At 70.5% G+C, this 22,717-nt stretch carries 18 protein-coding genes; 4 read left to right on the top strand and 14 right to left on the bottom strand.

Features of this window, described 5'->3' with window-relative positions; genetic code table 11:
- Positions 1 to 84: 84 nt before the first annotated feature.
- From FHT37_RS24530 to FHT37_RS24495, 8 genes are all read right to left on the bottom strand, one after another.
- Positions 85 to 486 carry a cold-shock protein gene (locus FHT37_RS24530; protein WP_147240216.1) on the bottom strand — a complete coding sequence of 134 codons (402 nt, stop codon included), beginning with the start codon at positions 484 to 486 and terminating at the stop codon, positions 85 to 87.
- 193 nt (positions 487 to 679) lie between these two features.
- Positions 680 to 2,647, bottom strand: coding sequence for a S9 family peptidase (locus tag FHT37_RS24525; RefSeq protein ID WP_183485628.1), 1,968 nt, complete (start codon positions 2,645 to 2,647; stop codon positions 680 to 682).
- Positions 2,648 to 2,798: 151 nt separating this feature from the next.
- On the bottom strand, positions 2,799 to 3,971 hold the full coding sequence (locus tag FHT37_RS24520) for a BMP family ABC transporter substrate-binding protein (RefSeq protein ID WP_183485624.1): 1,173 nt from the start codon (positions 3,969 to 3,971) through the stop codon (positions 2,799 to 2,801).
- Between the two features lie 61 nt (positions 3,972 to 4,032).
- Positions 4,033 to 4,953: an ABC transporter permease gene (locus tag FHT37_RS24515; protein WP_183485621.1), complete on the bottom strand. Its 921-nt coding sequence runs from the start codon at positions 4,951 to 4,953 to the stop codon at positions 4,033 to 4,035.
- Entirely contained in the window at positions 4,953 to 6,044 is a 1,092-nt protein-coding gene (locus FHT37_RS24510; RefSeq protein ID WP_183485618.1) for an ABC transporter permease, read from the bottom strand. Before FHT37_RS24510 ends, FHT37_RS24515 begins: the two co-directional genes overlap by 1 nt.
- Positions 6,031 to 7,659, bottom strand: coding sequence for an ABC transporter ATP-binding protein (locus FHT37_RS24505; protein ID WP_183485615.1), 1,629 nt, complete (start codon positions 7,657 to 7,659; stop codon positions 6,031 to 6,033). The genes FHT37_RS24510 and FHT37_RS24505 overlap by 14 nt, the downstream gene beginning before the upstream one ends.
- 16 nt (positions 7,660 to 7,675) lie before the next feature.
- Positions 7,676 to 8,989 carry a guanine deaminase gene (guaD, locus tag FHT37_RS24500; protein ID WP_091722035.1) on the bottom strand — a complete coding sequence of 438 codons (1,314 nt, stop codon included), beginning with the start codon at positions 8,987 to 8,989 and terminating at the stop codon, positions 7,676 to 7,678.
- Positions 8,990 to 9,058: 69 nt separating this feature from the next.
- Complete coding sequence (locus tag FHT37_RS24495) at positions 9,059 to 10,006, bottom strand: LysR family transcriptional regulator (RefSeq protein WP_183485613.1); 948 nt, start codon at positions 10,004 to 10,006, stop codon at positions 9,059 to 9,061.
- 144 nt (positions 10,007 to 10,150) lie between these two features.
- Between FHT37_RS24495 and xdhA the strand changes: the two genes are divergently transcribed.
- Complete coding sequence (xdhA, locus tag FHT37_RS24490; protein ID WP_183485611.1) at positions 10,151 to 11,665, top strand: xanthine dehydrogenase small subunit; 1,515 nt, start codon at positions 10,151 to 10,153, stop codon at positions 11,663 to 11,665.
- Positions 11,662 to 14,028 carry a xanthine dehydrogenase molybdopterin binding subunit gene (gene xdhB / locus FHT37_RS24485; RefSeq protein WP_183485607.1) on the top strand — a complete coding sequence of 789 codons (2,367 nt, stop codon included), beginning with the start codon at positions 11,662 to 11,664 and terminating at the stop codon, positions 14,026 to 14,028. The genes xdhA and xdhB overlap by 4 nt, the downstream gene beginning before the upstream one ends.
- Positions 14,029 to 14,108: 80 nt before the next feature.
- Here the strand turns inward: xdhB and mmsB are convergent, their stop codons facing one another.
- Genes mmsB through chvE form a run of 3 tightly spaced genes read right to left on the bottom strand, consistent with a single transcriptional unit; the run spans position 14,109 to position 17,998 of the window.
- Positions 14,109 to 15,311: a multiple monosaccharide ABC transporter permease gene (gene mmsB, locus FHT37_RS24480; RefSeq protein ID WP_183485604.1), complete on the bottom strand. Its 1,203-nt coding sequence runs from the start codon at positions 15,309 to 15,311 to the stop codon at positions 14,109 to 14,111.
- Positions 15,304 to 16,884 carry a sugar ABC transporter ATP-binding protein gene (locus FHT37_RS24475; protein ID WP_091722021.1) on the bottom strand — a complete coding sequence of 527 codons (1,581 nt, stop codon included), beginning with the start codon at positions 16,882 to 16,884 and terminating at the stop codon, positions 15,304 to 15,306. The genes mmsB and FHT37_RS24475 overlap by 8 nt, the downstream gene beginning before the upstream one ends.
- 19 nt (positions 16,885 to 16,903) lie before the next feature.
- Positions 16,904 to 17,998 (bottom strand): multiple monosaccharide ABC transporter substrate-binding protein, encoded by a 1,095-nt coding sequence (gene chvE / locus FHT37_RS24470; protein WP_183485601.1) that lies wholly within the window; start codon positions 17,996 to 17,998, stop codon positions 16,904 to 16,906.
- Between the two features lie 507 nt (positions 17,999 to 18,505).
- On the opposite strand from chvE, the gene FHT37_RS24465 reads away from it, so the two are divergent.
- Both FHT37_RS24465 and FHT37_RS24460 read left to right on the top strand, forming a co-directional pair.
- On the top strand, positions 18,506 to 18,979 hold the full coding sequence (locus FHT37_RS24465; RefSeq protein WP_091722014.1) for a Rhs element Vgr protein: 474 nt from the start codon (positions 18,506 to 18,508) through the stop codon (positions 18,977 to 18,979).
- The gene (locus FHT37_RS24460; RefSeq protein ID WP_141225212.1) at positions 18,936 to 19,469 is read left to right on the top strand and encodes a hypothetical protein; all 534 of its coding nucleotides are present in this window, start codon (positions 18,936 to 18,938) and stop codon (positions 19,467 to 19,469) included. Before FHT37_RS24465 ends, FHT37_RS24460 begins: the two co-directional genes overlap by 44 nt.
- Positions 19,470 to 19,508: 39 nt before the next feature.
- Here the strand turns inward: FHT37_RS24460 and FHT37_RS24455 are convergent, their stop codons facing one another.
- The 3 genes from FHT37_RS24455 to FHT37_RS24445 form a co-directional block, all read right to left on the bottom strand.
- Positions 19,509 to 19,880, bottom strand: a complete 372-nt coding sequence (locus FHT37_RS24455; RefSeq protein WP_091722007.1) for a VOC family protein — start codon at positions 19,878 to 19,880, stop codon at positions 19,509 to 19,511.
- Between the two features lie 61 nt (positions 19,881 to 19,941).
- Positions 19,942 to 20,361, bottom strand: a complete 420-nt coding sequence (locus tag FHT37_RS24450) for a GFA family protein (RefSeq protein ID WP_183485598.1) — start codon at positions 20,359 to 20,361, stop codon at positions 19,942 to 19,944.
- 134 nt (positions 20,362 to 20,495) lie between these two features.
- On the bottom strand, positions 20,496 to 22,532 hold the full coding sequence (locus FHT37_RS24445) for a peptidase inhibitor family I36 protein (RefSeq protein WP_183485595.1): 2,037 nt from the start codon (positions 22,530 to 22,532) through the stop codon (positions 20,496 to 20,498).
- Positions 22,533 to 22,717 lie beyond the last annotated feature (185 nt).

The following is a 22,717-nucleotide window of genomic DNA, read 5'->3' as shown; positions in this document are numbered from 1 at the left end:
CGAGGGCAGCCTGCAAAAAGCGGAGCAACAGGCCTCCGCGAGGGCGACGGGGCCGCAAGGGCCGGCCCCAAGGAGTCAACTGGTTCAGCGCCGCGACGGTTCGCTCTGGGCCTTCGCGCCGCCCAGCGCATGGCTGGCCGGCGTCCACACGGTGGCGCCGACGCCCAGCGCCAGCAGCACCAGCACCATCCAGGTCAGCGGCGACGTGCGGCGGCGCGCGATCGGCCGCGGCGGGCGGGAGGCCATGCGGGGTCGCAGTTGCGAGGGTAGCCTGTGGGCCTGCAGGCGCTGCAGGCGCACCGCCTGTTTGCTGCCGTCACTCCTGGACACAATCTCGAAGCTGATGCGCTCGCCCTCCTGCGGCGGCTGGCCGTCCATCGGGAAGGCCGACACATGCACGAACAGCGTCTCGCCGCCCTGCTCGGGCCGCACCACGCCGTGGCCGCGCTCGGCGTACCAGCTGTCCAAGGTTCCTTCGAATCGCATGACTTGTTCCCCCGTCTTGTGGATCGCCCGACGCCGCGTCGCGGACTTGTGGTCCGCTGGACGCCCTCCATCGGGCGCTTCTCTCTCTTCGGACAAAAGAGCCCGGCACGGGGCCGGGCTTCTGGGGGTGCATGCTGCCCAAGCCGTCACGGCCCCGGGCAACAGCCTGTAAGCCGTGCAACTTCACACGGTTTTAGTTCTTCAAGCCGGGCTTCAAGTACTTGTCGAGGAACTCCAGCGTCTTCTGGTTGGCCTCGATCTGGTTCTTCTTCTTGGAGAAGCCATGGCCTTCGTCGTCGAAGACGACGTACTCCACCGGCACGCCATTCTTCTTGACGGCCTCGACGATCTCGTCGCTCTCCGGCTTGATCACCCGCGGATCGTTCTTGCCCTGGATCACCAGCAGCGGCTTGCGGATCTCCTTGGCATGGAACAGCGGCGAGGTGGCGACCAGGAAGTCCTTGTCCTTCACCGGATCGCCGATCTCCAGGTACAGCGCCTTGCGGAAGCTCTCCCAGTAGGGCGGGATGGACTCCAGCGTGCGCAGCCAGTTGGACACGCCGAAGATGTCCACGCCGACCTTGAAGGCCTCGGGCCGGAAGGCCATCGCCGCCAGGGTCATGTAGCCGCCATAGCTGCCGCCCATGATGCCGATGCGCTCGGGATCGATCACGCCGGTGCTGGCGAGGTAGGTCTTGGCCTCGATGCAGTCCCACAGCGGCTCGCGGCCGTGCTTGCCGTCGTCGGCGGTGAAGAAGCTCTTGCCGTAGCCTGAGCTGCCGCGGTTGTTGATGCCCAGCACCGCGTAGCCGTGGTTGACCAGGTACTGGACCATCGCCGAGTAGCCGCGCGTCGTCTGCCCGCCGGGGCCGCCATGCACCAGCACCACGGCCGGCACCTTGTGGGTCGGGGAAGCTTCCTTGGGCTGGTAGTAGACCGACGGGATCACCATGCCGTCGAAGGAGCGGAAGCGCACGATCCGCGCCTCCACCAGCTCTTCCGGATCGATGTCCCGGGACAGGCTGCGCGACAGCTGTTTCACCTGCTTGCTGCCGAAGTCGTAGACATACAGGTTGCTCGGCGAGCGGTCGCCGTTCAGGTAGAAGGCCATGCGCTGGCTGGTCCGCGAGAAGGCCACGCCGCGCAGCTCGCCGCCCGGCAGCCGCGGCAGGGTCACCGGCTGGCCATCGGCGGTCTGGACGATGCGCAGCTCCAGGCTGGCATCGTTGTTGATGCCGGTGACGCGGTAGCGCCCGTCGCGGGAGTAGCTGCTGTAGACGATGTCCCAGTCGGCCTTCTCGAGCTCGCGCGTCTGGCCGGACGCCAGGTCGTAGGCCAGCAGGCGCTGGAATTCCGCGCCCTCGTTGGACAGCATCAGCAGGGTCGTCGACGCCGGGTCGAAGCCGGTCACGCTGAAGGACGCGACGCCCTGGTGCGGGGTGAGGTGCTTGGTCTCCTTGGACTGCGTGTCGTAGAGGTAGACGTCGGAGTCGGCCGTCGTGTTGGTCTTGCCCAGCGCGACCCAGCGGCCGTCGCCGCTGACGCCGAACACCGCGTTGCCCTCGTTGTTCTGGTAGACCAGCGTGCGCGCGTAGGTCTTGGCGTCGTAGCGGTAGACGTCGATGTAGCGGGCGTCGCGCTCGTTGGTCGTGACGAAGAAGGCGTCGCCGTCGCGGCTCCAGCCGTTGAAGCCGGCCTTGACCTTGTCGCCGGGCGTCAGGTCGCGCTCGCTGCCGTCGAGCTCGCGCACGATCAGGTGGTTGTTCTCGTTGCCGCCCTGGTCGCGGGTGAAGAGCACCCGGTCGTCATTGCGGAAGTAGCTGACGGCGTAATGGCTGTCGGTCTTGGAGGCGGTCAGCGCCACCGGCTCGCCGCCGTCGACGCTGATGCTGTAGACATTGAAGATGCCGCTGGCATTGCTGCTGAACAGGATGCGGCGCTCGTCCTGGGAGAAGGACGCCCCGCTGATCGAGGTCGTCGCCATGAACTGCTCGATCGTGTAGCGCTTGGCCGGGCGCGGCTGGGTGGCCTTGGCCTCGGAACGGGCCGGCGCGGCCTTCTGGGTCGCGGCCTGGGCGGGCATCGCCATCGCGGCCGCCAAGGCCAGGCCCAGCAGCGTCAGTGCCTGCCGCGGGGCGGCCTTCGGGAACGACTTCCTCATCGGGTTCTCCTCTCCTGATCGGGCCCGGGACCATCCCGGGATCCGGCGACTGTAGACGCCGGGGTCAGTCCTTGCCCATCCCGTGGCCGACTGGCGGCGGAGCGCCGCGACGGGGCGTCGATCCGGCGGGATGGACGGAGGAACCGGCCGCTCACTTGCCGGCGGGCACCTGCCCCTCCACGCCCTTCACGTAGAACCGGATGTTCTGCAGGAACGCGTCGTCGGCGACCGCGTCCTTGGCCAGGACCTCCTTGCCGTCCTGGCCGGCGATCGGCCCCTTCCAGATGACGAAGCTGCCGTCCTTGAGCCCGGCCTTCACCTGGTCGGCCCGGGCCTTGACCTCGGCCGGCACCGCGGCGTTCAGCGCCACCAGGTCGATCGCGCCCTCCTTGACGCCCCACCAGCTGTGCTTGCCCGCACCGGCGCTCCAGCTGCCGTCCAGCGCCGCCTGGACGCTGGCGATGTAGTACGGCGACCAGTCGATCACCGCCGAGCCCAGGTGCGCCTTGGGCGCGTACGAACTCATGTCCGAGTCCCAACCGAAGGCGTACTTGCCGTTCTTCTCGGCCGTCTGCAGCACCGCGCTCGAATCCGTGTTCTGCATCAGCACGTCGGCGCCAGCGTTGATCAGCGTCTGGGCGGCGTTGGTCTCCTGGGGCGGGTTGAACCACTCGTTGACCCACACGACCTTGACCGTCACCTTCGGGTTGCTGCTCTGCGCGCCCAGCGTGAAGCTGTTGATGTTGCGGATCACCTCCGGGATGGGGATGGAGCCGACGACGCCCAGCGTGCCGGTCTTCGTCATCGCGCCGGCGACGACACCCGCCATGTAGGCGCCCTCGTAGGTCCGCGCGTCGTAGCTGCGCAGGTTGGCGGCCTGCTTGTAGCCGGTCGCATGCTCGAAGCGGACCTGCGGACTGTCCGCGGCCACCTTCAGCATCGGCGCCATGTAGCCGAAGGTCGTGCCGAAGACCAGGGTGTTGCCCTGCTGGACCAGGTCGCGGAAGACCCGCTCGGCATCGGCCGCCTCGGGCACCTTCTCGACGAAGCTGGTCTGGATGCGGGACCCGAAGGTCTGCTCGAGCTTCTTGCGGGCGTTGTCGTGGGCAAAGGTCCAGCCGCCGTCTCCCACCGGGCCGACGTAGGCGAAGGCGACCTTGAGCGGCGCGGCACCGGACGCGGCGCCACCCGCCTGCGGCGTGGACGCGGCGCCGGCGGGCGCGTCGTCCTTCTTGCCGCACGCGGCCAGCGCGAGCGCGGCGGCCGCCGACGCGGCGATCAGCAGGGAACGGCGGAGCATCGAACGCGGATATCGGACGGACATGGGTTCTCCAGCGAAGTCGTGATCGGAAAGCGGAAAGCGGGGATCGCGGCGCCGCGCGCGGCTATCCGCCAGGATGGAACGGCCGCCCCAGCGAGGCCGGCATGTTGGCGCGGATGAAGCCCTCGTTGCGCGAGATCAGCACCAGCACCACGATCGTGGCCAGGTAGGGAAGCATGCTCAGGAACTGGCTCGCCACCTGCACGCCCTGCCCCTGCAGGTGGAACTGCAGCATGGTGACGCCGCCGAACAGGTAGGCGCCGAGCAGCACGCGCGCCGGCCGCCAGGTGGCGAAGCTGGTCAGCGCCAGCGCGATCCAGCCCTTGCCGGCGATCATCCCTTCGACCCACAGCGGCGTGTAGATCACCGAGCAGTAGGCGCCCGCGAGCCCGCACAGCGCCCCGCCGGCGACGACCGCCAGCAGCCGGATGCGCCGCACCGGATAGCCCAGCGCATGCGCCGATTCCGGCGACTCGCCGACCGCGCGCAGCACCAGGCCTGCGCGCGTGCGTGTCAGTCCCCAGGCGAGCAGCGCCGTCAGCGCGATCGCGCCGTAGACCAGCGGATGCTGCTTGAAGAGCGCCGGCCCGATGAACGGGATGTCGGCCAGGCCCGGCACCGCGAACGCGGGCCGCGGTCCGAGCTTCGCCTGCACGTAGTTCTGGCCGACGAAGGCCGAGAAGCCCGCGCCGAACAGGCTCAGCGCCAGGCCGGTCGCGTACTGGTTGGTGTTGAGGTAGACCGCGAGCGCGCCGAAGACCAGCGCCATCAGCGCGCCCGCGCCGATCCCGGACAGGAAGCCCACCAGGTCACTGCCGCTGTGCACCGCCGCCGCGAAGCCGGCGATCGCGGCGACCAGCATCATGCCCTCGGCGCCGAGGTTCACGACGCCGGCCCGCTCGTTGATCAGCAGCCCGAGCGCCGCGAGCGCGACCAGCGTGCCCGCGTTCAGCGTCGCGGCGATCAGCAGGGCCCAGGCGTCCATCAGCGTTGCTCCTTGTCGACGCCTCGGGCGCCGAGCCCCGCGACGCGCCGCACGCGGTAGTGGATCAGCGTGTCGCAGGCCAGCAGGCAGAACAGCAGCAAGCCTTGGAACACGCCGGTGATAGCCTTGGGCAGTCCGAGCCGCGATTGCGCCAACTCGCCGCCGATGTAGAACATGCTCATCAGGATCCCCGACAGCACGATGCCCACCGGATGCAGCCGGCCGACAAAGGCCACGATGATGGCCGCGAAGCCGTAGCCCACCGGCACGTAGGGCGTGAGCTGGCCGAGCGGCCCGGCCGTCTCGAGCGCGCCGGCCAGGCCGGCCAGGCCGCCCGACAGCGTCATCGCGCCCCACAGCGCCGCGCGCGAGGAGAAGCCCGCGTAGCGCGCCGCCATCGGCGCGATGCCGCCCGTCTGCAGCGCGAGGCCCGCCATCGAGCGCATCAGCAGCCACCAGCAGCCGATCACCGCCGCCAGCGCGATCCACACGCCGATGTGCAGCCGCGTGCCGGTGAACAGCTTGGGCAGCTGCGTCGCCGGCAGGAAGGTGATGGTCTGCGGGAAGTTGTAGCCCGCCGGGTCCTTCCACGGGCCGTAGACGAGGTACTGCAGCAGCAGCTCCGCGACATAGACCAGCATCAGGCTGACGAGGATCTCGTTGGCATGGAAACGGTCGCGCAGCGCCGCGGTGATCGCGGCCCAGGCCACGCCGCCGAGCACGCCAGCGAGCAGGATGGGCAGGACGATCAGCCTCGTGCTGCCGGCGTCAGCCTGCATCGCGACCCAGCCGGCGGCCAACGCGCCGGCGACGAACTGGCCCTCCGCGCCGATGTTCCAGACGTTGGCGCGGAAGGCCACCGCCAGCCCCAGCGCGATCAGCACCAGCGGCGTCGCCTTCAGCCCCAGTTCCCCGAGCGCGTAGCCATTGCGCAGCGGCTCCCAGAAGAACATGCGCAGGCCCTGCAGCGGGTCCTTGCCCAGCGCCACGAAGATCGCCACGCCGATCAGCGTCGTCAGCGCCAGCGCGATCAGCGGCGACGCCAGCGACATCGCCGCCGACGGCTGCGGGCGAGGTTCAAGCTTCAGCATGCGCGCCCTCCCCCGCGGCCGCGTCCCACAGCCCGCTCATCCACTGCCCGATCTGCGCGACGCTGGCCTGGGCCACCGGGATCGCCGGCGACAAGCGCCCGCGCGCCATCACCACCAGCCGGTCGCTGAGCTCGAAGAGCTCGTCCAGTTCCTCGCTGACCACCAGCAGCGCGCAGCCGGCGTCGCGCAGCGCGAGCAGTTCCGCGCGGATCTGCGCCGCGGCGCCGACGTCCACGCCCCAGGTCGGCTGCGCGACCACCAGGGCCTTCGGCGCGGCGTCGATCTCGCGGCCCATGATGAACTTCTGCAGGTTGCCGCCGGACAGGCTGCGCGCCGCGGCCTGCGGCCCGGCAGCGCGCACGCCGAAGCGCTCGATCAGCCGCCGCGCCAGCGCCGCGGCTTTGGCCGTCGACACATGACCGAGCCGTCCCACCGGCTCGCGCCGCGTCAGCAGCGTGTTCTGCGCCAGCGACATCGACGGCACCGCGCCGCGTCCGAGCCGCTCCTCCGGCACGTGGTGCAGCCCGAGCGCGCGGCGCTTGGCCGGCCCGAGCGGTCCGAGATCGATGGTGCGGTTCACGGCGCCAGCCGCGGCCCGCGAGTTCGACGGGTCATTCGAAGCCTCATTCGATGGGTCATTCGATGGGTCAGTCGACGGGTCATCCGCGATCCAGGTGACGACGCCGCGCTCAGCGCGGCGGTCCTCGCCGGACAGCACCCGCAGCAGTTCCTGCTGCCCGTTGCCCGACACGCCGGCCAGGCCGAGGATCTCGCCGCGGCGCAGCGCCAGCGCGATGTCCGCGAGCGCCGTGCCATGCGGCGTCTCCGGCGCCAGGCTCAGGCCGCTCACCCGCAATCGCGCCGGCGCGTGCTCGCGCACGGCACGCGCGGCGAGCCGGGGCGGCTCCGCGCCGATCATCAGCCGCGAGAGGCTGGCGTTGCTCTCCTGGCGCGGATCGACCTCGCCCGTCACCCGGCCCGCGCGCAGCACCGTGCAGCGATGGCACAGCGCGCGGATCTCGTCGAGCTTGTGGCTGATGTAGAGGATCGCGCAGCCCTGGTCGGCGAGCCGGCGCAGCGTGACGAACAGCGCCTCCACCGCCTGCGGCGTCAGCACCGAGGTCGGCTCGTCCAGGATCAGCAGCCGCGGCGCGGTCATCAGCGCGCGCAGGATCTCGACCCGCTGGCGCTCGCCCACCGACAGCGCATGCACCGGGCGCTCGGGATCGAGCGGCAGGCCGTACTCGGCCGAGAGCGTGCGCACGCGGGCGCGGACCGCGTCCAGCGTCATCGCCTTGTCGAGTCCCAGCCAGATGTTCTGCGCCGCGGTCAGCGAATCGAACAGCGAGAAGTGCTGGTAGACCATGCTGATGCCCAGCGCGCGCGCCTGCGCCGGCGAACGCGGCGCCCGCGGGGCGCCGTCCCACAGCAGTTCGCCGGCGTCGGCCTGCACCGCGCCGGCGATGATCTTCATCAGGGTGGACTTGCCGGCGCCGTTCTCGCCGAGCACCGCGTGGATCTCGCCCGGCGCCACCGACAGCGACACCGCGTCGTTGGCCTTCACGCCGGGGTACTGCTTGCTGATGCGGCGGAGTTCCAGGCGTGGCGGCGTCATGGGGACAGGCAGGTTCCTAGGGTCTGCGGTAGCGCAGCTCGCCCGCGACGTAGCTGGCCACCAGGTTGCGATCGTCCGACAGCGTCATCCAGGCGAAGGCCCGTTCGTGCGGGTCGCGCGCCAGGTCCATGCGGGCCTCGGCGACCGGCCCCGCGGCCCAGTCCCAGATGCAGACGTCGGCCAGTGTAGCCACACCGAAGTGGCCCAGTTCCTCCGCCAGCCCCAAGGCCTCGGCAGCGCCCAGCGTCGCCGCATGCAGCCCCGCCCAGGCGGTGAGCCGCTGGCCGCGCAGCGCCTGCACCTTGTAGCCGTCCGCCAGCGTGCGCTGCGCCGACAGCGAGGTCCCGCCGCCCACGTCGCTGGCCGCGCTGACGCGCACGCCCGCGGCCAGCGCGCCGGGCCAGTCGAACAGCCCGCTGCCCAGGAACAGGTTGGACGAGGGGCAATGCGCGATGTGCGCGCCGGTGCGGGCCAGCACGCGCCGGTCCTCGTCATCGAGCCAGATGCCATGCGCCAGCACCGCGCGCGGATGCAGCAGGCCGACGCGGTCGTAGACGTCCAGGTAGCTGCGCGCCTCGGGGAAGAGCTGGGCCACCCACTCGACCTCGCCGCGGTTCTCCGCGACGTGGGTCTGCATGTAGAGGCTGGCATCGGCGCGGCACAGCGCGCCGGCCATCGCGAGCTGCTCCGGCGTGCTGGTCGGCGCGAAGCGCACCGTCACCGCGTAGGCCAGGCGCGCACGCCTGTGGTGCTTCGCGATCAGGTCCAGGCAGTCGCGCTCGGCCTGGACGACGTCGTCGCGCAGGCCCTCGGGGGCGTTCCGGTCCATCAGCACCTTGCCGGTGATCAGGCGCATGCCGCGCTCGGCGGCCGCGTCGAAGAGCGCGTCGGCCGAGACCTTGTGCACCGTCGGGTACACGACGGCCGAGGTCGTGCCGTGCGCCAGCAGCGCGTCGAGGAAGCGGTCCGCGCCGTAGCGCGCGACCTCCGGGTCCATGTAGCGCTGCTCGGCCGGGAAGGTGTAGGTGTTGAGCCAGTCCAGCAGCTCCGTGCCGTAGGACGCGATCACGTCCAGCTGCGGGCTGTGCACATGCGTATCGACGAAGCCCGGCAGGATCAGCCGGCCGCTGTGGTCCTCGCGGACCCAGCCCTCGCCCGGGTCCTCGGCCTGCGCGCCGGCGATGCGGCCGTTGTCGATCAGCAGCCAGTGGCCGGGACGGAAACGCACGGCGGGATCGTCGACGCGGCCCCATTGCGGCGCGGCGGTGAAGTCCAGCAGGTCGCCCTTCAGGGCCAGGCGTGCCGGAGTGGCGGAACGGTCGGTCGTCATGCGTCGGGAATCAGGCGGACAGGAGAGAACGGAAAGGCGGGAACGTCGGCGGCTGCGGTGCCACGCCGCTCACGGCACGAGCTCGCGCGCGACTTCGCGCACCTGCTCGCGCAGCCAGCGCAGCGGCGCGCTGTTGTGGCTGACGTCGTGCCACAGCTGGTAATAGGTCATCGGCGGGAAGGCCACCGGGCATCGCAGCACGGTGACCGGCAAGTGATCGAGATAGCGGTGGCAGAACAGCCGCCCGGTCGTCAGCACCAGCAAGCTGCGCGCCACCATCTGCGGCAACTGCCCAAAGTGGGCGCAGCGCACCGCGATGCGGCGCTCCAGGCCCAGCGAGGCCAGGTGCTGCTCGATCACGCCCGGCTGGCCGCGGCTCAGCGGCATCGGCGCCAGGTGCTGGCAGTCGAGGTAGCGCTCCTGGGTCCAGGCCCGCGGCGCCATGCGCGCGGCCGGATGCTCCTGGCTGACCAGGCAGACGACCTCGTCCACCAGCAGCCGGCCCAGGTGCAGTTCCTCCGGCGGCTCCAGCCAGTTGCCGATGACCAGGTCCACCTCGCCGCGCGCCAGCGAGGCGCGGTAGTCGAAGTCGGCATTCAGCGGCTGGAAATCGAGCTGCACGCCGGGCGCGTGGCGCTGCAGGTGCGCCACCAGCAGCGGCAGGAACAGCGGGTCGAGGTAGTCGCTGGCGGCGACGCGGAAGCGCAGCTCGGCGCTGGCCGGATCGAAACCGGACTTGCGCAGCCGCGCGCCGAAGAGCTCGTCGGCCTCGCGCAGCAGGCGCTCGGCGGGGGCAAGCAGTTCCAGCGCCGTCGCGGTGGGCGTCATGCCCGCGCCGCTACGCACCAGCAGTGGATCGCCCGTCAGGGTGCGCAGGCGCCGCAGCTGCGCGCTCAAGGCGGGCTGCGTGCTGCCGAGCCGCATCGCGGCCCGAGACACACTGCGCTCGGAAATCAAGGTATGCAGGACCCGCACCAGAAGGAGGTCGATCTTGTCGAAGTTCAGCTCTTCCGACATGGTCAATCGCATATAGAAGCCATACGGCGCATCGTATAACCATAGGACGCCCACAGGAGTACCGTTCGGGGTAATTGCATCCGCCCGCCAGCCGTGCCTGCTTCTTGCTTGGCCGCCCGCGTCCGTCCCGCACCGCCCCTGTCCATGACCGCACCCCGTCCGATCCGCTTCTTCCACCAGGGCCAGCTGAAGTCCGTGACCGGACTGCCGCCCACGACCACGGTGCTGCAGTACCTGCGCGAGCACGCCCGCTGCGCCGGCACCAAGGAGGGTTGCGCCGAGGGCGACTGCGGCGCCTGCACGGTGCTGGTCGGCGAGCTCGATGCGGACGGGCAGTCGGTCGAGCTTCGCAATGTCAACGCCTGCATCCAGTTCCTGCCGATGATCGACGGCAAGGCGCTGCTGACCGTCGAGGACCTGGGCGCGAGCGACGACCTCAACCCGGTGCAGCAGGCGCTGGTCGACTGTCATGGCTCGCAATGCGGCTTCTGCACGCCGGGCTTCGCGATGACGATGCAGGCGATCTATGAGCGGCATCAGGCGCAGGGCACGCGTCCGGACCGGCAGGCGCTGGCCGACGACCTGGCCGGCAACCTGTGCCGCTGCACCGGCTACCGGCCGATCCTGGACGCGGGCGAACGCATGTTCGATGCGCCCGCGCGGACCCTTGATCGCGCGCCGATGGTCGCGGCGCTGCGGACGCTGCGCGAGGATCCGCCGCTGCAGTACGAGGCCCCGGCGCGCGACGGCACGCCGCAGCGCGTTTTCGCGCCGCACTCGCTGGAGGACTTCGCCGCGCTGCGCGAGGCCCTGCCCACCGCGCGCCTGGTCGCCGGCGCGACCGATGTCGGGCTGTGGGTCAACAAGCAGCAGCGCGAGCTCGGCGACGTGATCCTGACCGGCCGCGTCGACGCGCTGCGCCGCATCGAGGCCGGCGCCGACAGCAGCTTGCGCATCGGCGCGGCGGTCTCGCTGGAGGACGCCTGGGCCGCGCTGAGCGCACAGGTGCCGGCGCTGCGCGAGCTGTGGCTGCGCTTCGCCTCGCCACCGGTACGCCATGCCGGCACGCTGGGCGGCAACATCGCCAACGGCTCGCCGATCGGCGACGGCGCGCCGGCGTTGATCGCGCTGGGCGCTCGCCTGGTGCTGCGCCGCGGCAGCGCCACCCGCACGCTGCCGCTTGAGGATTTCTATCTGGACTACATGAAGAACGCGCTTCAGCCCGGCGAGTTCGTCGAGGCGATCGAGGTCCCGCGCCCCGCGCCTGGCACGCGGCTGCGCGGCTACAAGCTCGCCAAGCGTTATGACAGCGACATCTCCGCCGTCTGCGCGGTGCTGAGCCTGCGGCTGGAGGACGGCGTCGCGCGCGAGCCGCGCTTCGCTTTCGGCGGCATGGCCGCGATCGTCAAGCGCGCGGCGAAGGCCGAGGCGGCCGTCAACGGCCGCAGCTGGGACGAGGCCGCCGCGCTGGCCGCCGCTCAGGCGCTGCGCGAGGACTTCACCCCGATGACCGACCTGCGTGCCAGCGCCGCCTACCGCGAGCGCGCCGCCGCCAACCTGGTCCGTCGCTTCTGGCTGGAAACCCGCGCCAACGCGCCCATCGACGCCCGATCGGCCAGCGTCTGGCAAGCGGTCAACCTGCAGCGGAGCGTCGCATGAACAAGCCGCTGGAACTCCCGCCCGGCGTCGGCGCCGAGGCCCTGGCCGCCGCGCCGCGACCGCAGGTCGGCATCAGCCGCGCGCATGAAGCTGCGCACCTGCATGTCAGCGGCGAGGCCGTCTACATCGACGACATCGCCGAAGCCCACGGCACGCTGCATGCGGCGCTGGGCCTGTCGCCGATCGCGCACGGGACGCTGGTGTCGGTCGACCTCGAGCTGCTGCGGCGCCAGCCCGGCGTGGTGGCGGTGCTGACCGCCGCCGACATCCCGGGCGAGAACAACTGCGGCCCGCTGCTCCATGACGACCCCCTCCTGGCCGACGGCGAGCTGCGCTATGTCGGCCAGCCGGTCTACGCGGTCATCGCGACCGACCGCGAGCTCGCGCGCCGCGCGGCCGCCCTGGCGAAACAGGCCATCGTCGCCACGCCGCTGCCGGCGGTGCTGACCGCGCGCGAGGCCCATGCCATCGGGCAGTACGTGCTGCCGCCGATGCATCTCTCGCGCGGCGATGCGGCCGGCGCGCTGGCCGCGTCGCCCCATCGGCTCGATGGCGAGTGGGCCGTCGGCGGCCAGGAGCAGTTCTACCTGGAGGGCCAGATCAGCTACGCGCTGCCGCAGGAGAACCAGGCGCTGCTGATCCACTGCTCGACGCAGCATCCGTCGGAGATGCAGCAGCTGGTGGCGCATGCGATGGGCTGGCAGGCGCACCAGGTGACGGTGCAGTGCCGGCGCATGGGCGGCGGCTTCGGCGGCAAGGAATCGCAATCGGCGCTGTTCGCCTGCGTCGCCGCGATCGCGGCGCAGCGGCTGCGTCGGCCGGTCAAGCTGCGCGTGGACCGCGACGACGACTTCCTCGTCACCGGCCGTCGCCACGGCTTCGACTACCGCTGGTCGGTCGGCTTCGACGACGAGGGCCGGATCCTCGGCGCCGAGATCGACCTGATCTCCAACTGCGGCCACAGCGCCGACCTGTCCGCGCCGGTGATGGCGCGCGCGCTGTGCCACTTCGACAACGCCTACTGGCTGCCGCATGTGGCGATGCACGGCTACTGCGCGCGGACCAACACCCAGAGCAACACCGCCTTCCGCGGCTTCGGCGGCCCGCAGGGCGCGCTGGCGATCGAGATGATCCTGGACGGCATCGCGCGGCGACTGGGACTGGATCCGCTCGTGGTGCGGCAACGCAACTTCTACCGCGACGGCCAGGACCTCACGCCCTACGGCCAGCGCGTCGAGGACAACCTGATCCAGCCGCTGACCGACCGCCTGATCGAGACCTCCGGCTACGCCGCGCGGCGCGCCGAGATCGCGGCCTTCAACGCCGCCAGCCCGGTGCTCAAGCGCGGCCTGGCGCTCACGCCGGTCAAGTTCGGCATCTCGTTCAACGTCGTCCACCTGAACCAGGCGGGCGCGCTGGTCCATGTCTACACCGACGGCTCGGTGCTGGTGAACCACGGCGGCACCGAGATGGGCCAGGGGCTCAACACCAAGGTCGCGCAGGTGGTGGCGCACGAACTGGGCGTGCCCGCCGCGCAGGTGCGGGCCAGCGCCACCGACACCAGCAAGGTCGCCAACACCTCGGCGACGGCGGCGTCCACCGGCTCGGACCTCAACGGCAAGGCGGCGCAGGACGCGGCCCGCAGGATCAAGCGGCGGCTGATGCCGCTGGCGGCGCGGCTGCTGGGCTGCGACGAAGACGCGCTGGTCTTCGACGGCGGCGAGGTGCGGGGCCACGGTCCCGAGGGCGCGCGATCCATCGGCTTCAAGGCGCTGGTGGCGCAGGCCTACCTGGAGCGCATCCAGCTGTGGAGCGACGGTTTCTACGCGACGCCCGGCCTGCACTGGGACCGCGCGAAGCTGCAGGGGCATCCGTTCTACTACTACGCCTTCGGCGCCGCGGTGGCGGAGGTGCTGGTCGACACGCTGACCGGCGAGACGCGGGTGCTGCGCGCGGACGTGCTGCACGACGTCGGCCAGTCGCTGAACCCGGCGCTGGACATCGGCCAGGTGGAAGGCGCGTTCGTGCAGGGCCAGGGCTGGCTGACCAGCGAGGAGCTGGTCTGGCATCCGCGCTCCGGCCTGCTGCTGACGCACGCACCCAGCACCTACAAGATCCCGACCGCCAACGACATGCCGCGCGACTTCCGCGTCGCCCTGTACGACGCGCCCAATGCGGTGGACAGCATCCACCGCTCGAAGGCGGTGGGCGAGCCGCCGCTGCTGCTGCCCTTCTCGGTGCTGCTGGCGATCAAGGACGCGGTCGCCGCCTGCGGGCCGGCCCGCTGCGACCCGCCGCTGCGGGCGCCTGCAACGCCGGAGGCGGTGCTGGACGCGGTGGAGGCGGTGCAGGCAATGCGGTAGTGGCCCGGTGCACTAGCCGCCACCTCCGCGATGTCGCCATCACCGCGGATGCCGCGGGCCCGGCGCGCTGAAGCCCGGCCCTACTTGCGCTTGTTGTAGACGTCGACGAACACGGCGGCCAGGAGCACCAGGCCCTTGATGACCTGCTGGTAGTCGATGCCGACGCCCAGGATGGACATGCCGTTGTTCATCACGCCCATCACGAAGGCGCCGATCACGGCGCCCATGATCTTGCCCACGCCGCCCGAGGCCGAGGCGCCGCCGACGAAGCAGGCGGCGATGACGTCGAGCTCGAAGCCCAGGCCCGCCTTGGGCGTGGCGGTGTTGAGCCGCGCGGCGAAGACCAGGCCGGCCAGCGCCGCCAGCGCGCCCATGTTCACGAAGGTCAGGAAGGCGATGCGCTGCGTGCGCACGCCCGACAGGCGGGCCGCCTTCTCGTTGCCACCGACCGCGTAGACGCGCCGGCCCAGCGTGGTGCGGCCGGCGATGAAGTCATAGGCCAGGGTCAGCACGACCATCAGCACCATGACCGTCGGCAGCCCCTTGTAGGAGGCCATCAGCCAGCTCATCGCGGCGATCGCGGCGACCAGCAGTCCCTGCCGCGTCCAGAAGACCACCCCGGGCTCCGTCTCCATGCCGTGCCGCGCCGCCGCGGCGCGATGCCGCCACGCGACCGTGAGCGAGACCGCCGCCAGCAACAGACCCAGGCCCAGCGTCGTCGGACGCGGATCCTCCTGCCCGAAGAGCTCGGGCAGGAAACCGGCGCTCAGCGCCTGGAAGCTGTCGGGGAAGGGACCGAGCGACTGGCCCTGCAGCAGCGCCAGCGCCAGGCCCTTGAAGACCAGCATGCCGGCCAGCGTCACGATGAAGGACGGGATGCCCAGGTAGGCGACGAACCAGCCCTGCGCGCCGCCGATCACCGCGCCCGCGAGCAGGCAGACCAGGCCGGCGGGCAGCGCGGCCCATTCGTACTGCACCATCAGCACCGCCGCGAGCGCGCCGATGAAACCGCATACCGAGCCCACCGAGAGGTCGATGTGGCCGGTGACGATCACCAGCAGCATGCCCAGCGCCATGATGACGATGTAGCTGTTCTGCAGGACCAGGTTGGTGAGGTTGAGCGGCTCCAGCAGCGTGCCGTCGGTCAGCACCTCGAAGAGCGCCATGATCGCCACCAGCGACAGCAACATGCCGTAATCGCGCAGATGGCGCTTGAGGAATTGGCCGAGGCCCGCGGACGCGGCGGCCGGCGGCGTCACGGACGCCGCGATCGGTTCAGACATGAGCGACTTCTCCGGCGCCGACGATGGCGCCCATGATCATTTCCTGGGTCGTGCCGGCGGCCGGGAACTCCGCCACCATGCGCCCCTCGTTCATCACATACAGCCGGTCGCACAGGCCCAGCAGCTCCGGCATCTCCGAGGAGATCAGCAGGATGCCGCAGCCGCGCGCCGCCAGACCGGCGATCAGGCTGTAGATCTCGTACTTCGCGCCGACGTCGATGCCGCGCGTCGGCTCATCCAGGATCAGCAGCCGCGGCCCGGCGAACAGCCACTTGGCCAACACCACCTTCTGCTGGTTGCCGCCGGACAGGTGCACGACGCGCTGGTCCACGCCCGCGCAGCGGGTGCCGAGCTGGCGCCGGAAGTCCTGCGCGACCTGATGCTCGCGCGCCCGGTCCAGCACGCCGCCGCGCGACACGCCGCCCAGGTGCGCCAGCGAGGTGTTGACCGCGACCGACTCCTCCAGCAGCAGGCCCAGCGACTTGCGGTCCTCGGTCACGTAGGCCAGGCCGGCGGCAATCGCCTTGGGCACCGTGGACACATCGACCTCGCGGCCGTCCATCCAGGCGCTGCCGCTGATGCGCCGGCCATAGCTGCGGCCGAACACGCTCATCGCGAGCTCGGTCCGGCCCGCGCCCATCAGCCCGGCGATGCCGACGATCTCGCCGCGGCGCACCGTCAGGTCGACGCCCTTGACCACCTCGCGCCCGGCCTGCACCGGGTGGAACGCGCGCCAGTCGCGCAGCTCGAAGAGCAACTCGCCGATCGCCGGCGTGCGCGGCGGGTAGCGCTCGGACAGGTCGCGGCCGACCATCGCCTGGATGATCCGCGCCTCGGAGATCGGGTCGGTGGCGCAGTCCAGGCTGAGGATGGAACGCCCGTCGCGCAGCACCGTCAGGCCATCGGCGACGCGCGTCACTTCCTTGAGCTTGTGGGAGATCAGGATGGACGCGATGCCCTGGCGCTTGAGCTCGAGCAGCAGGTCCAGCAGCGCGTCGCTGTCGGTGTCGTTGAGGCTGGCGGTGGGCTCGTCCAGGATGAGCAGCCGCACTTCCTTGGCCAGCGCCTTGGCGATCTCCACCAGCTGCTGCTGGCCGACGCCGAGCTCGCCGACCGGCGTCTGCGGCGAGGCCCGCAGGCCCACCCGCGCTAGCAGCTCGACCGCGCGCTGGTGCATCGCCATGCGGTCGATGACGCCCAGCCGCGCGGGCTCGTGACCGAGGAACAGGTTCTCCGCGATCGAGAGCTGCGGCACCAGCGCCAGCTCCTGGTGAATGATGATGATGCCCAGCCGCTCGCTGTCGGCGATGCCGGCGAAGCGGCGCACCTCGCCGTCGAAGCAGAGCTCGCCGCCGTAGTCGCCGCCATGGTCGGGGTGCGGGTAGACGCCCGACACCACCTTCATCAGCGTCGACTTGCCGGCGCCGTTCTCGCCGCAGAGCGCATGGATCTCGCCGGCGCGCACGGACAACCGCACGTCCTCCAGCGCCGCGACGCCGGGGAACCGCTTGGTAATGCCGCGCAGCGCCAGCAGCGGGGCCGGAGCCGCGCTGTCGTGGGTTGTCGCGTTCATGGACCGATGACCGCGCCGCTCAGCGCAGTTGCGTGTCCTTGTAGTAGCCGCTGTCGACCAGCACCGGCTTCACGTTGGCCGCGTCGACCGAGACCGGCTTGAGCAGCACGCTGGGCACGACCTTCACGCCGTTGTTGTAGGTCTTGGTGTCGTTGACCGCGGCAGGCGTCTTGCCGGCCAGCATCTCGTCGCTGACGGTCGCCGCCGCCTGCGCCAGCTGGCGTGTGTCCTTGAAGACGGTGCTGGCCTGCTCGTGCTTGAGGATGGACTTGACCGACGGCAGCTCCGCGTCCTGGCCCGAAACGACCGGGCACGGCTGCTTGGCGGTGCAGTAGCCGGCGCCCTTCAGCGAGGACAGGATGCCGATGCTGATGCCGTCATACGGCGACAGCACGGCATGCAGCTTGTCCTTGCCGTAGAAGGCCGACAGCAGGTTGTCCATGCGGGCCTGCGCGGTGGCGGCATCCCAGCGCAGCGTGCCGACCTTGGCCATGCCCAGCTGCTTGCTGCGCACGACCAGCTTGCCGCTGTCGATGTAGGGCTTGAGCACCGACATCGCGCCGTCGTAGAAGAAGGCCGCGTTGTTGTCGTCGGGGGAGCCGCCGAAGAGCTCGATGTTGAACGGTCCCTTGCCCTGGGCCAGGCCCAGCTTGTCGATCAGGCTCTGGCCCTGCATCACGCCGACCTGGAAGTTGTCGAAGGTGACGTAGTAGTCGACGTTCTTCGTGCCCTTGATGAGCCGGTCGTAGGCGACGACCTTGATGCCGCGGTCGGCCGCCTTCTGCAGCACCGGCGACAGCGCCGAGCCATCGATGGACGCGATCACCAGCACCTTCACCTTGCGGGTGATCAGGTTCTCGATCTGGGCGAGCTGGTTGGGGATGTCGTCCTCGGCGTACTGCAGGTCGACCTTGTAGCCCTTGGCCTGGAAGGCCTTGACCATGTTGTCGCCATCGGCGATCCAGCGGGCCGAGCTCTTGGTCGGCATCGCGATGCCGACCAGGCCCTTGTCCTCGGCGCGGGCGCCGCCGGCCAGCAGGCCCAGCGTCGCACCGCCGACGATCAGCACCGCGCGAACGAGCGCGGCACGCCGGCTCCAACCTGTATGAAACATTTTTGTCTCCTGAATGTTTTATGAACGCCGGTTTTTACTGCCGCGCGCCGGCTTTGTCGATCCCAGTTTGGATATCGAGCGAGGCGCGCCGGTTATCGGTCCCCCGCGATGGCGGCTTGTGTGCGGCAGCGCACAGCGGGCGCGCGTGCGATTGGCCGAGAGTCATTTGCCGCGGCGTCCGCGAGCGGGCAACATCGTCGGATCGCCGGGAATGCCACCGGCATCCCTCGCTGAAAGGCTCCCATGGCACGTGCCCTTGCTCCGGGCCCGATTGGGCTGGACGTCCGCCAGATGCTGTCCGACCCCGGCACACGGTGCCTCGGCCCCTCGCCGCGCCCCGGGCCGATCGGCCTGGACGCCAGTATCGGCACGAGTCTCGACACTTCCTGGACGATGCTGGCCGGGGAGGTCATCCCTCCAGCACGGGCCGTCAATGTCCCAGCACCGCTGCGGCCGTTGGCCACGCCAGAAGGCGGGGTCCGCCCTCTCACCAGCGGCGAGATCGCAATGGCGCGGCTGCTCTTCAAGGACGCGATCGACTACAGCCGGGTGAAGGTCCACAACGACGAGTACCTTCCCTTCGGCTTGCAGCCCGACGACACGGCGATGACGCCCAACGGGGAGATCTATTTCAACAAGAAGCACTTCAAGGAAGACTTCTCATCAACCGACGTCTACACCAAGCAGTGGTTCATCCACGAGATGGTGCATGTCTGGCAGTACCAACTCGGTTACCCGGTGCGGCTGCGTGGTGCCATCCGCATCGGGTTGGGCTACGACTACGAGCTCAAGGCTGGCGCCAAGCTGGGCGACTACAACATGGAGTCACAGGGCGACCTGCTGGCCGACTACTTCGCGCTCAAGCACCTGAACGCGCCGCAAGCGATGCGCCAGGCGCAGTTCGCGCAACAACTGGCCCTTTTCGAAGAGGTGCTGAATGCCTTCCTCACCAACCCGTCCGACACCGCGAACCTGCCTTGACGCGACGCTGGCGCTGGCCTTGTGCGCCGCGCTCGGCACGGCCTGCGCGACCTCGCGGGTAGGCGACGCCGAAGTGCGGCTTCAGGAGGGGCAGCCCTGCTTCACGATCAGCGCCAAGGAGGCTGCGCGCGGGCCCACGATCCGCTTGCAGGCGGTGATGGTCAGTGACGTGTCGGTCAGCCCGGTCGCCGAGGTCTGGTCGGTACTGCTGGATGCGCAGCGCCTGGAGACGATGTCGTCGGCCAGCTGCTTCGCCTACGGCCAGGCACCGGACGGCGCAAGCGCGCGGCCCGCGACTGCACCGATGCTGCAGCCCGGCCGGGTCTACCAGGTCTACCTGAACATCCGCTCATCGGACCGGTCCGATCCCACGCGGGGCTACATGGCCAAGTTCTGCCTGGCGGCCGATCCAGCCGATCCCTCCGGGCCTCGCCGTTTGATGCCAGTGCTCTACGGCACGCGCGCCTGGGACGAGGGCTTCTGCCGCTGAACCGCCTCACGGCGGCCTCACCCCGACGTCAAGTCGACCTCACGCCGGAGCGTGGCAGACCATCTCGATGTTGTGCCCGTCCGGATCGATGACGAAGGCCGCGTAGTAGTTCGGGTGGTACTTCGGACGCAGCCCGGGCGGTCCGTTGTCCCGGCCGCCGGCGGCCAGGGCGGCGCGATGGAACGCATCGACCTGCTCGCGCCGCGGCGCCACGAATGCGATGTGCAGGTGGGCCGGCGTCTCGGTGGTCTCGAACAGGCATAGCGAGGACTCGCCGCCGGCGCTCAGTTCCGCGCCGTAGGAGGGCTCGCCCTCCCCGACCACCGACACGCCGATCGGCGCCAGCGCCTGCAGGTAGAAGGCCTTGCTGGCGGCGTAGTCGCGGACACCGAACTTGACGTGGTCGAACATGAAAGCTCCTGTGCTTGGAATGACGCGACGCGGCGGGGAAGCGATGGCGCCGGCCCGGCGCTCAGCCCCAGTGCTCCGCGTCCGGCGGCGGCACGACCCAGGCGTGCATGCGGTCCTCGTAGACCGACACGGTGGGCGCGGGGAAGGTCGGATCGGCGAAGGCGCCGACGGGAATCGCGATGAAGTCCGGCAGCGCCTCGGGCTCGTAGAAGACCGTCGAGCCGCAGTCTGGACAGAAGTGGAAGCGGGCCCGCGTTCCCTCGTCGCCGACGCGCACGTATTCGGTCGAGCGGCCGGCCACCGTCACCTCCTCGCGGCGGAAGCGCGCCTGCTGGCCGAAGACGCTGCCGGTGCGGCGCTGGCAGGCCAGGCAGTGGCAGATGGACACCCGCACCGGCTGGCCCACGACGCGCGCGCTGAGCTGGCCGCAACAGCAGGCCGCGAGGCGCTCGGGCCCGCGATCGGAAGGGGATGAGGTCATGGGGCTCGACGATAACGGCCTGCCGCCGCAATGCAAGACGCGCCGCGATCTCCCGACAGGCGGCGCGTCCATTCAGCTCGACGTCGAGGCCGAAGGCCAGGCGCCAAGGCCCCGGCCTCTGGCTCGGTCCGGGCTCAGCGCGACAGCTCGACGCGCTGCGCGTTCAGGCCGTCCGACACGATGAACTCGAAGCGACCGCCGGTCGGCAGCTCCTGCGTGTCCAGCGTCACCTCGCCGCCCTGCAGGTCCTGCGCCAGGTTCAGGCGGCGGGTGCCGTCGGTCCAGGTCACGCTCAGGAAGGGCGTCGCCTCGGCATCCCAGCGCAGCGTGGCCTTGCCGCCAGCTTCCTTGACCTGCACCTGCGCGCGGCTGCTGCCGGTGGCCAGCGCCTTCTGGCGCGCGTTGCTCACCCGGGCCTGCGCCTGCGCCAGCGTCGCGCCGTCGCTCAGCACGCTGATGCTGGCGATGTTGTCGACCTTGGGCACCAGCACGCTAAAGTGCAGCAGCTCGCCGTCATGGTCCACCGACTGCGGCGTGAAGCGCTGCTCGACGATCTGGCCGCCGGCCGTCTGCACGCGCAGCAGGTAGGCGCCGCCGCTCGCGTCGGGCCTGGCCACCAGCGTCTTGACCGGGTTGATCTCGACCTGCTTGCCCCGGATGCTGCCGCTGACCAGCAGCACGTCCTGCGTCGCCACCGGACGGTCGCCGTCGGCGCCCGCGGCCGTGCCCTTGACCTGCGCAGCGGCCGTTTCGGCCGGCGTCAGGAAGGTCTGCATGCGGCGGTAGTTGTAGTCCGAGAACACCGTGCCGCCGCAGTAGCTCATGATGTCGTGGCGGTCGGTCGGGCGCGGGTCGTAGAACGCGTTCACGTCCGACAGGTAGCTCCAGACGTAGCGGCCCGGCTTGCCCAGGTTGGCGTCCGGATACGGATAGTTGGGGTCCGGCGAACCCGCGCCGCCGCAGGCCGCGTGCGGCAGCGAGAAGTTGTGGCCCAGCTCGTGCGCCACCACGTCGCGCACGGTGTCCGGTGCGCTCGGCATGTCGAAGCCGACGGCCGAGCTGCCGGGCATGTAGCCCAGGCCCGCCAGGCCCCAGGTGCGCTTGGGGATGAAGCCGAAGTAGTAGTCCTGGCGCGCGGCGCCCTCGATGCGGTGCAGGTCGTTGAGCTCGCCCAGGATCTTGCCGAAGGCATCGCTCCAGCCCGAGTCCGTGGTCGGCAGCGTGGTCACCTTGGACGACACGAAGGTCGGATGCGAGCGCAGCGTCACCGACGACACCGGGAACAGCGCGCGCAGGTGCGCGGTCTGGTCGGCCGGCAGCTGGCCGGTGGTGCCGGCGATGCGCACCGGGATCGGGATGAAGCGCATCGGCGTGCCGCCGCCCACCCGCGGCGTGAAGCTCTGGGCCGCGGCGCCGGCCACGGTCACCGTGACCTTCAGGCCGCTCTTCACCAGCTCGGCCGGGACGGTGACGCTGTAGGCGTCGTCGAAGGACTGCGTCTCCGACACGGTCGTCGGCAGGCCGCGCCGCGGCGCTGCCAGCGGCAGGTCGCGGCTGCTGCCGTCGACGGTGTTGTCGACGCGCACGACGCCGGTTGGCGCGGTGGTGCCGGCCGGCGCGGTCACGTTGACCTTCAGCAGCGTGGGCTTGTTGGCGACCAGCACCAGCTGGCTGTCACCGCTGGCGTAGAGCATCGACTGCGCGAACTGCACCGAGGCCAGGGTCACCTTGGACGGCGCCGCGGGCGGCGTCACGCGCATCGAGGACACCGCGTCGTTCAGGCCCAGACCGACCAGGTTGGCGCTGTCCGCCGTCAGCGTGACGGTGGTGCCGCGCAGGTCCCTGTCGGCGAAGAGCTCGACCTTGTAGCCGGCCGGCACGCGGATCGACGAGATGCGGTCGTTCCAGGCCGCGCCGATCCAGCTGGTGCTGGTGCTGGTGCACAGGCTGGCGCCGGCATAGTTCACATGCTCGTAGAAGCACACTTGCGCGCCGGCGGCCGCCGCGGTGGCGCCGGAGGTGGCGCCGCCTCCGGGCAGACGCGCCTCCTGGACCGACGCGTCGTCGGAGGATCCGCCGCCGCAACCGGCGAGCACGCCGGCCAGCGCCAGCGACAGGGCCAGCGGATGCAGGCGGGGAGCGCCACCGGGGCGCGTCGAAGTGATCGTCATGGAATCCGTCCTCCGGGGATGTGGGGTGCCTCAAGGGCGGCGGATTATTCGGAGCGCCCCTCACACGCCCTGCAACCGAAGGCGCCGATTCGTAAGCGGCAGCAAGCGGCGGCCGGGCCACGTGCTTTACAGGACAGACACGAAGGGCCGCGCGCCCGCAACGCCCGGTTGCATCGGATACGACG

It is taken from the genome of Mitsuaria sp. BK037, from assembly GCF_014193045.1.
Classification (GTDB): domain Bacteria; phylum Pseudomonadota; class Gammaproteobacteria; order Burkholderiales; family Burkholderiaceae_C; genus Roseateles.
The sequence above is the reverse complement of the archived record's forward strand: the minus strand, read 5'-3'. Positions and strand labels throughout refer to the sequence as shown.

Excerpts from the sequence above, each read along its gene's own strand:
- FHT37_RS24530 (WP_147240216.1), bottom strand. The coding sequence starts at position 486 with ATGCGATTCGAAGGAACCTTGGACAGCTGGTACGCCGAGCGCGGCCAC.
- FHT37_RS24525 (WP_183485628.1), bottom strand. The coding sequence starts at position 2,647 with ATGAGGAAGTCGTTCCCGAAGGCCGCCCCGCGGCAGGCACTGACGCTG.
- FHT37_RS24520 (WP_183485624.1), bottom strand. The coding sequence starts at position 3,971 with ATGTCCGTCCGATATCCGCGTTCGATGCTCCGCCGTTCCCTGCTGATC.
- FHT37_RS24515 (WP_183485621.1), bottom strand. The coding sequence starts at position 4,953 with ATGGACGCCTGGGCCCTGCTGATCGCCGCGACGCTGAACGCGGGCACG.
- FHT37_RS24510 (WP_183485618.1), bottom strand. The coding sequence starts at position 6,044 with ATGCTGAAGCTTGAACCTCGCCCGCAGCCGTCGGCGGCGATGTCGCTG.
- FHT37_RS24505 (WP_183485615.1), bottom strand. The coding sequence starts at position 7,659 with ATGACGCCGCCACGCCTGGAACTCCGCCGCATCAGCAAGCAGTACCCC.
- guaD (WP_091722035.1), bottom strand. The coding sequence starts at position 8,989 with ATGACGACCGACCGTTCCGCCACTCCGGCACGCCTGGCCCTGAAGGGC.
- FHT37_RS24495 (WP_183485613.1), bottom strand. The coding sequence starts at position 10,006 with ATGTCGGAAGAGCTGAACTTCGACAAGATCGACCTCCTTCTGGTGCGG.
- xdhA (WP_183485611.1), top strand. The coding sequence starts at position 10,151 with ATGACCGCACCCCGTCCGATCCGCTTCTTCCACCAGGGCCAGCTGAAG.
- xdhB (WP_183485607.1), top strand. The coding sequence starts at position 11,662 with ATGAACAAGCCGCTGGAACTCCCGCCCGGCGTCGGCGCCGAGGCCCTG.
- mmsB (WP_183485604.1), bottom strand. The coding sequence starts at position 15,311 with ATGTCTGAACCGATCGCGGCGTCCGTGACGCCGCCGGCCGCCGCGTCC.
- FHT37_RS24475 (WP_091722021.1), bottom strand. The coding sequence starts at position 16,884 with ATGAACGCGACAACCCACGACAGCGCGGCTCCGGCCCCGCTGCTGGCG.
- chvE (WP_183485601.1), bottom strand. The coding sequence starts at position 17,998 with ATGTTTCATACAGGTTGGAGCCGGCGTGCCGCGCTCGTTCGCGCGGTG.
- FHT37_RS24465 (WP_091722014.1), top strand. The coding sequence starts at position 18,506 with ATGGCGCGGCTGCTCTTCAAGGACGCGATCGACTACAGCCGGGTGAAG.
- FHT37_RS24460 (WP_141225212.1), top strand. The coding sequence starts at position 18,936 with ATGCCTTCCTCACCAACCCGTCCGACACCGCGAACCTGCCTTGACGCG.
- FHT37_RS24455 (WP_091722007.1), bottom strand. The coding sequence starts at position 19,880 with ATGTTCGACCACGTCAAGTTCGGTGTCCGCGACTACGCCGCCAGCAAG.
- FHT37_RS24450 (WP_183485598.1), bottom strand. The coding sequence starts at position 20,361 with ATGACCTCATCCCCTTCCGATCGCGGGCCCGAGCGCCTCGCGGCCTGC.
- FHT37_RS24445 (WP_183485595.1), bottom strand. The coding sequence starts at position 22,532 with ATGACGATCACTTCGACGCGCCCCGGTGGCGCTCCCCGCCTGCATCCG.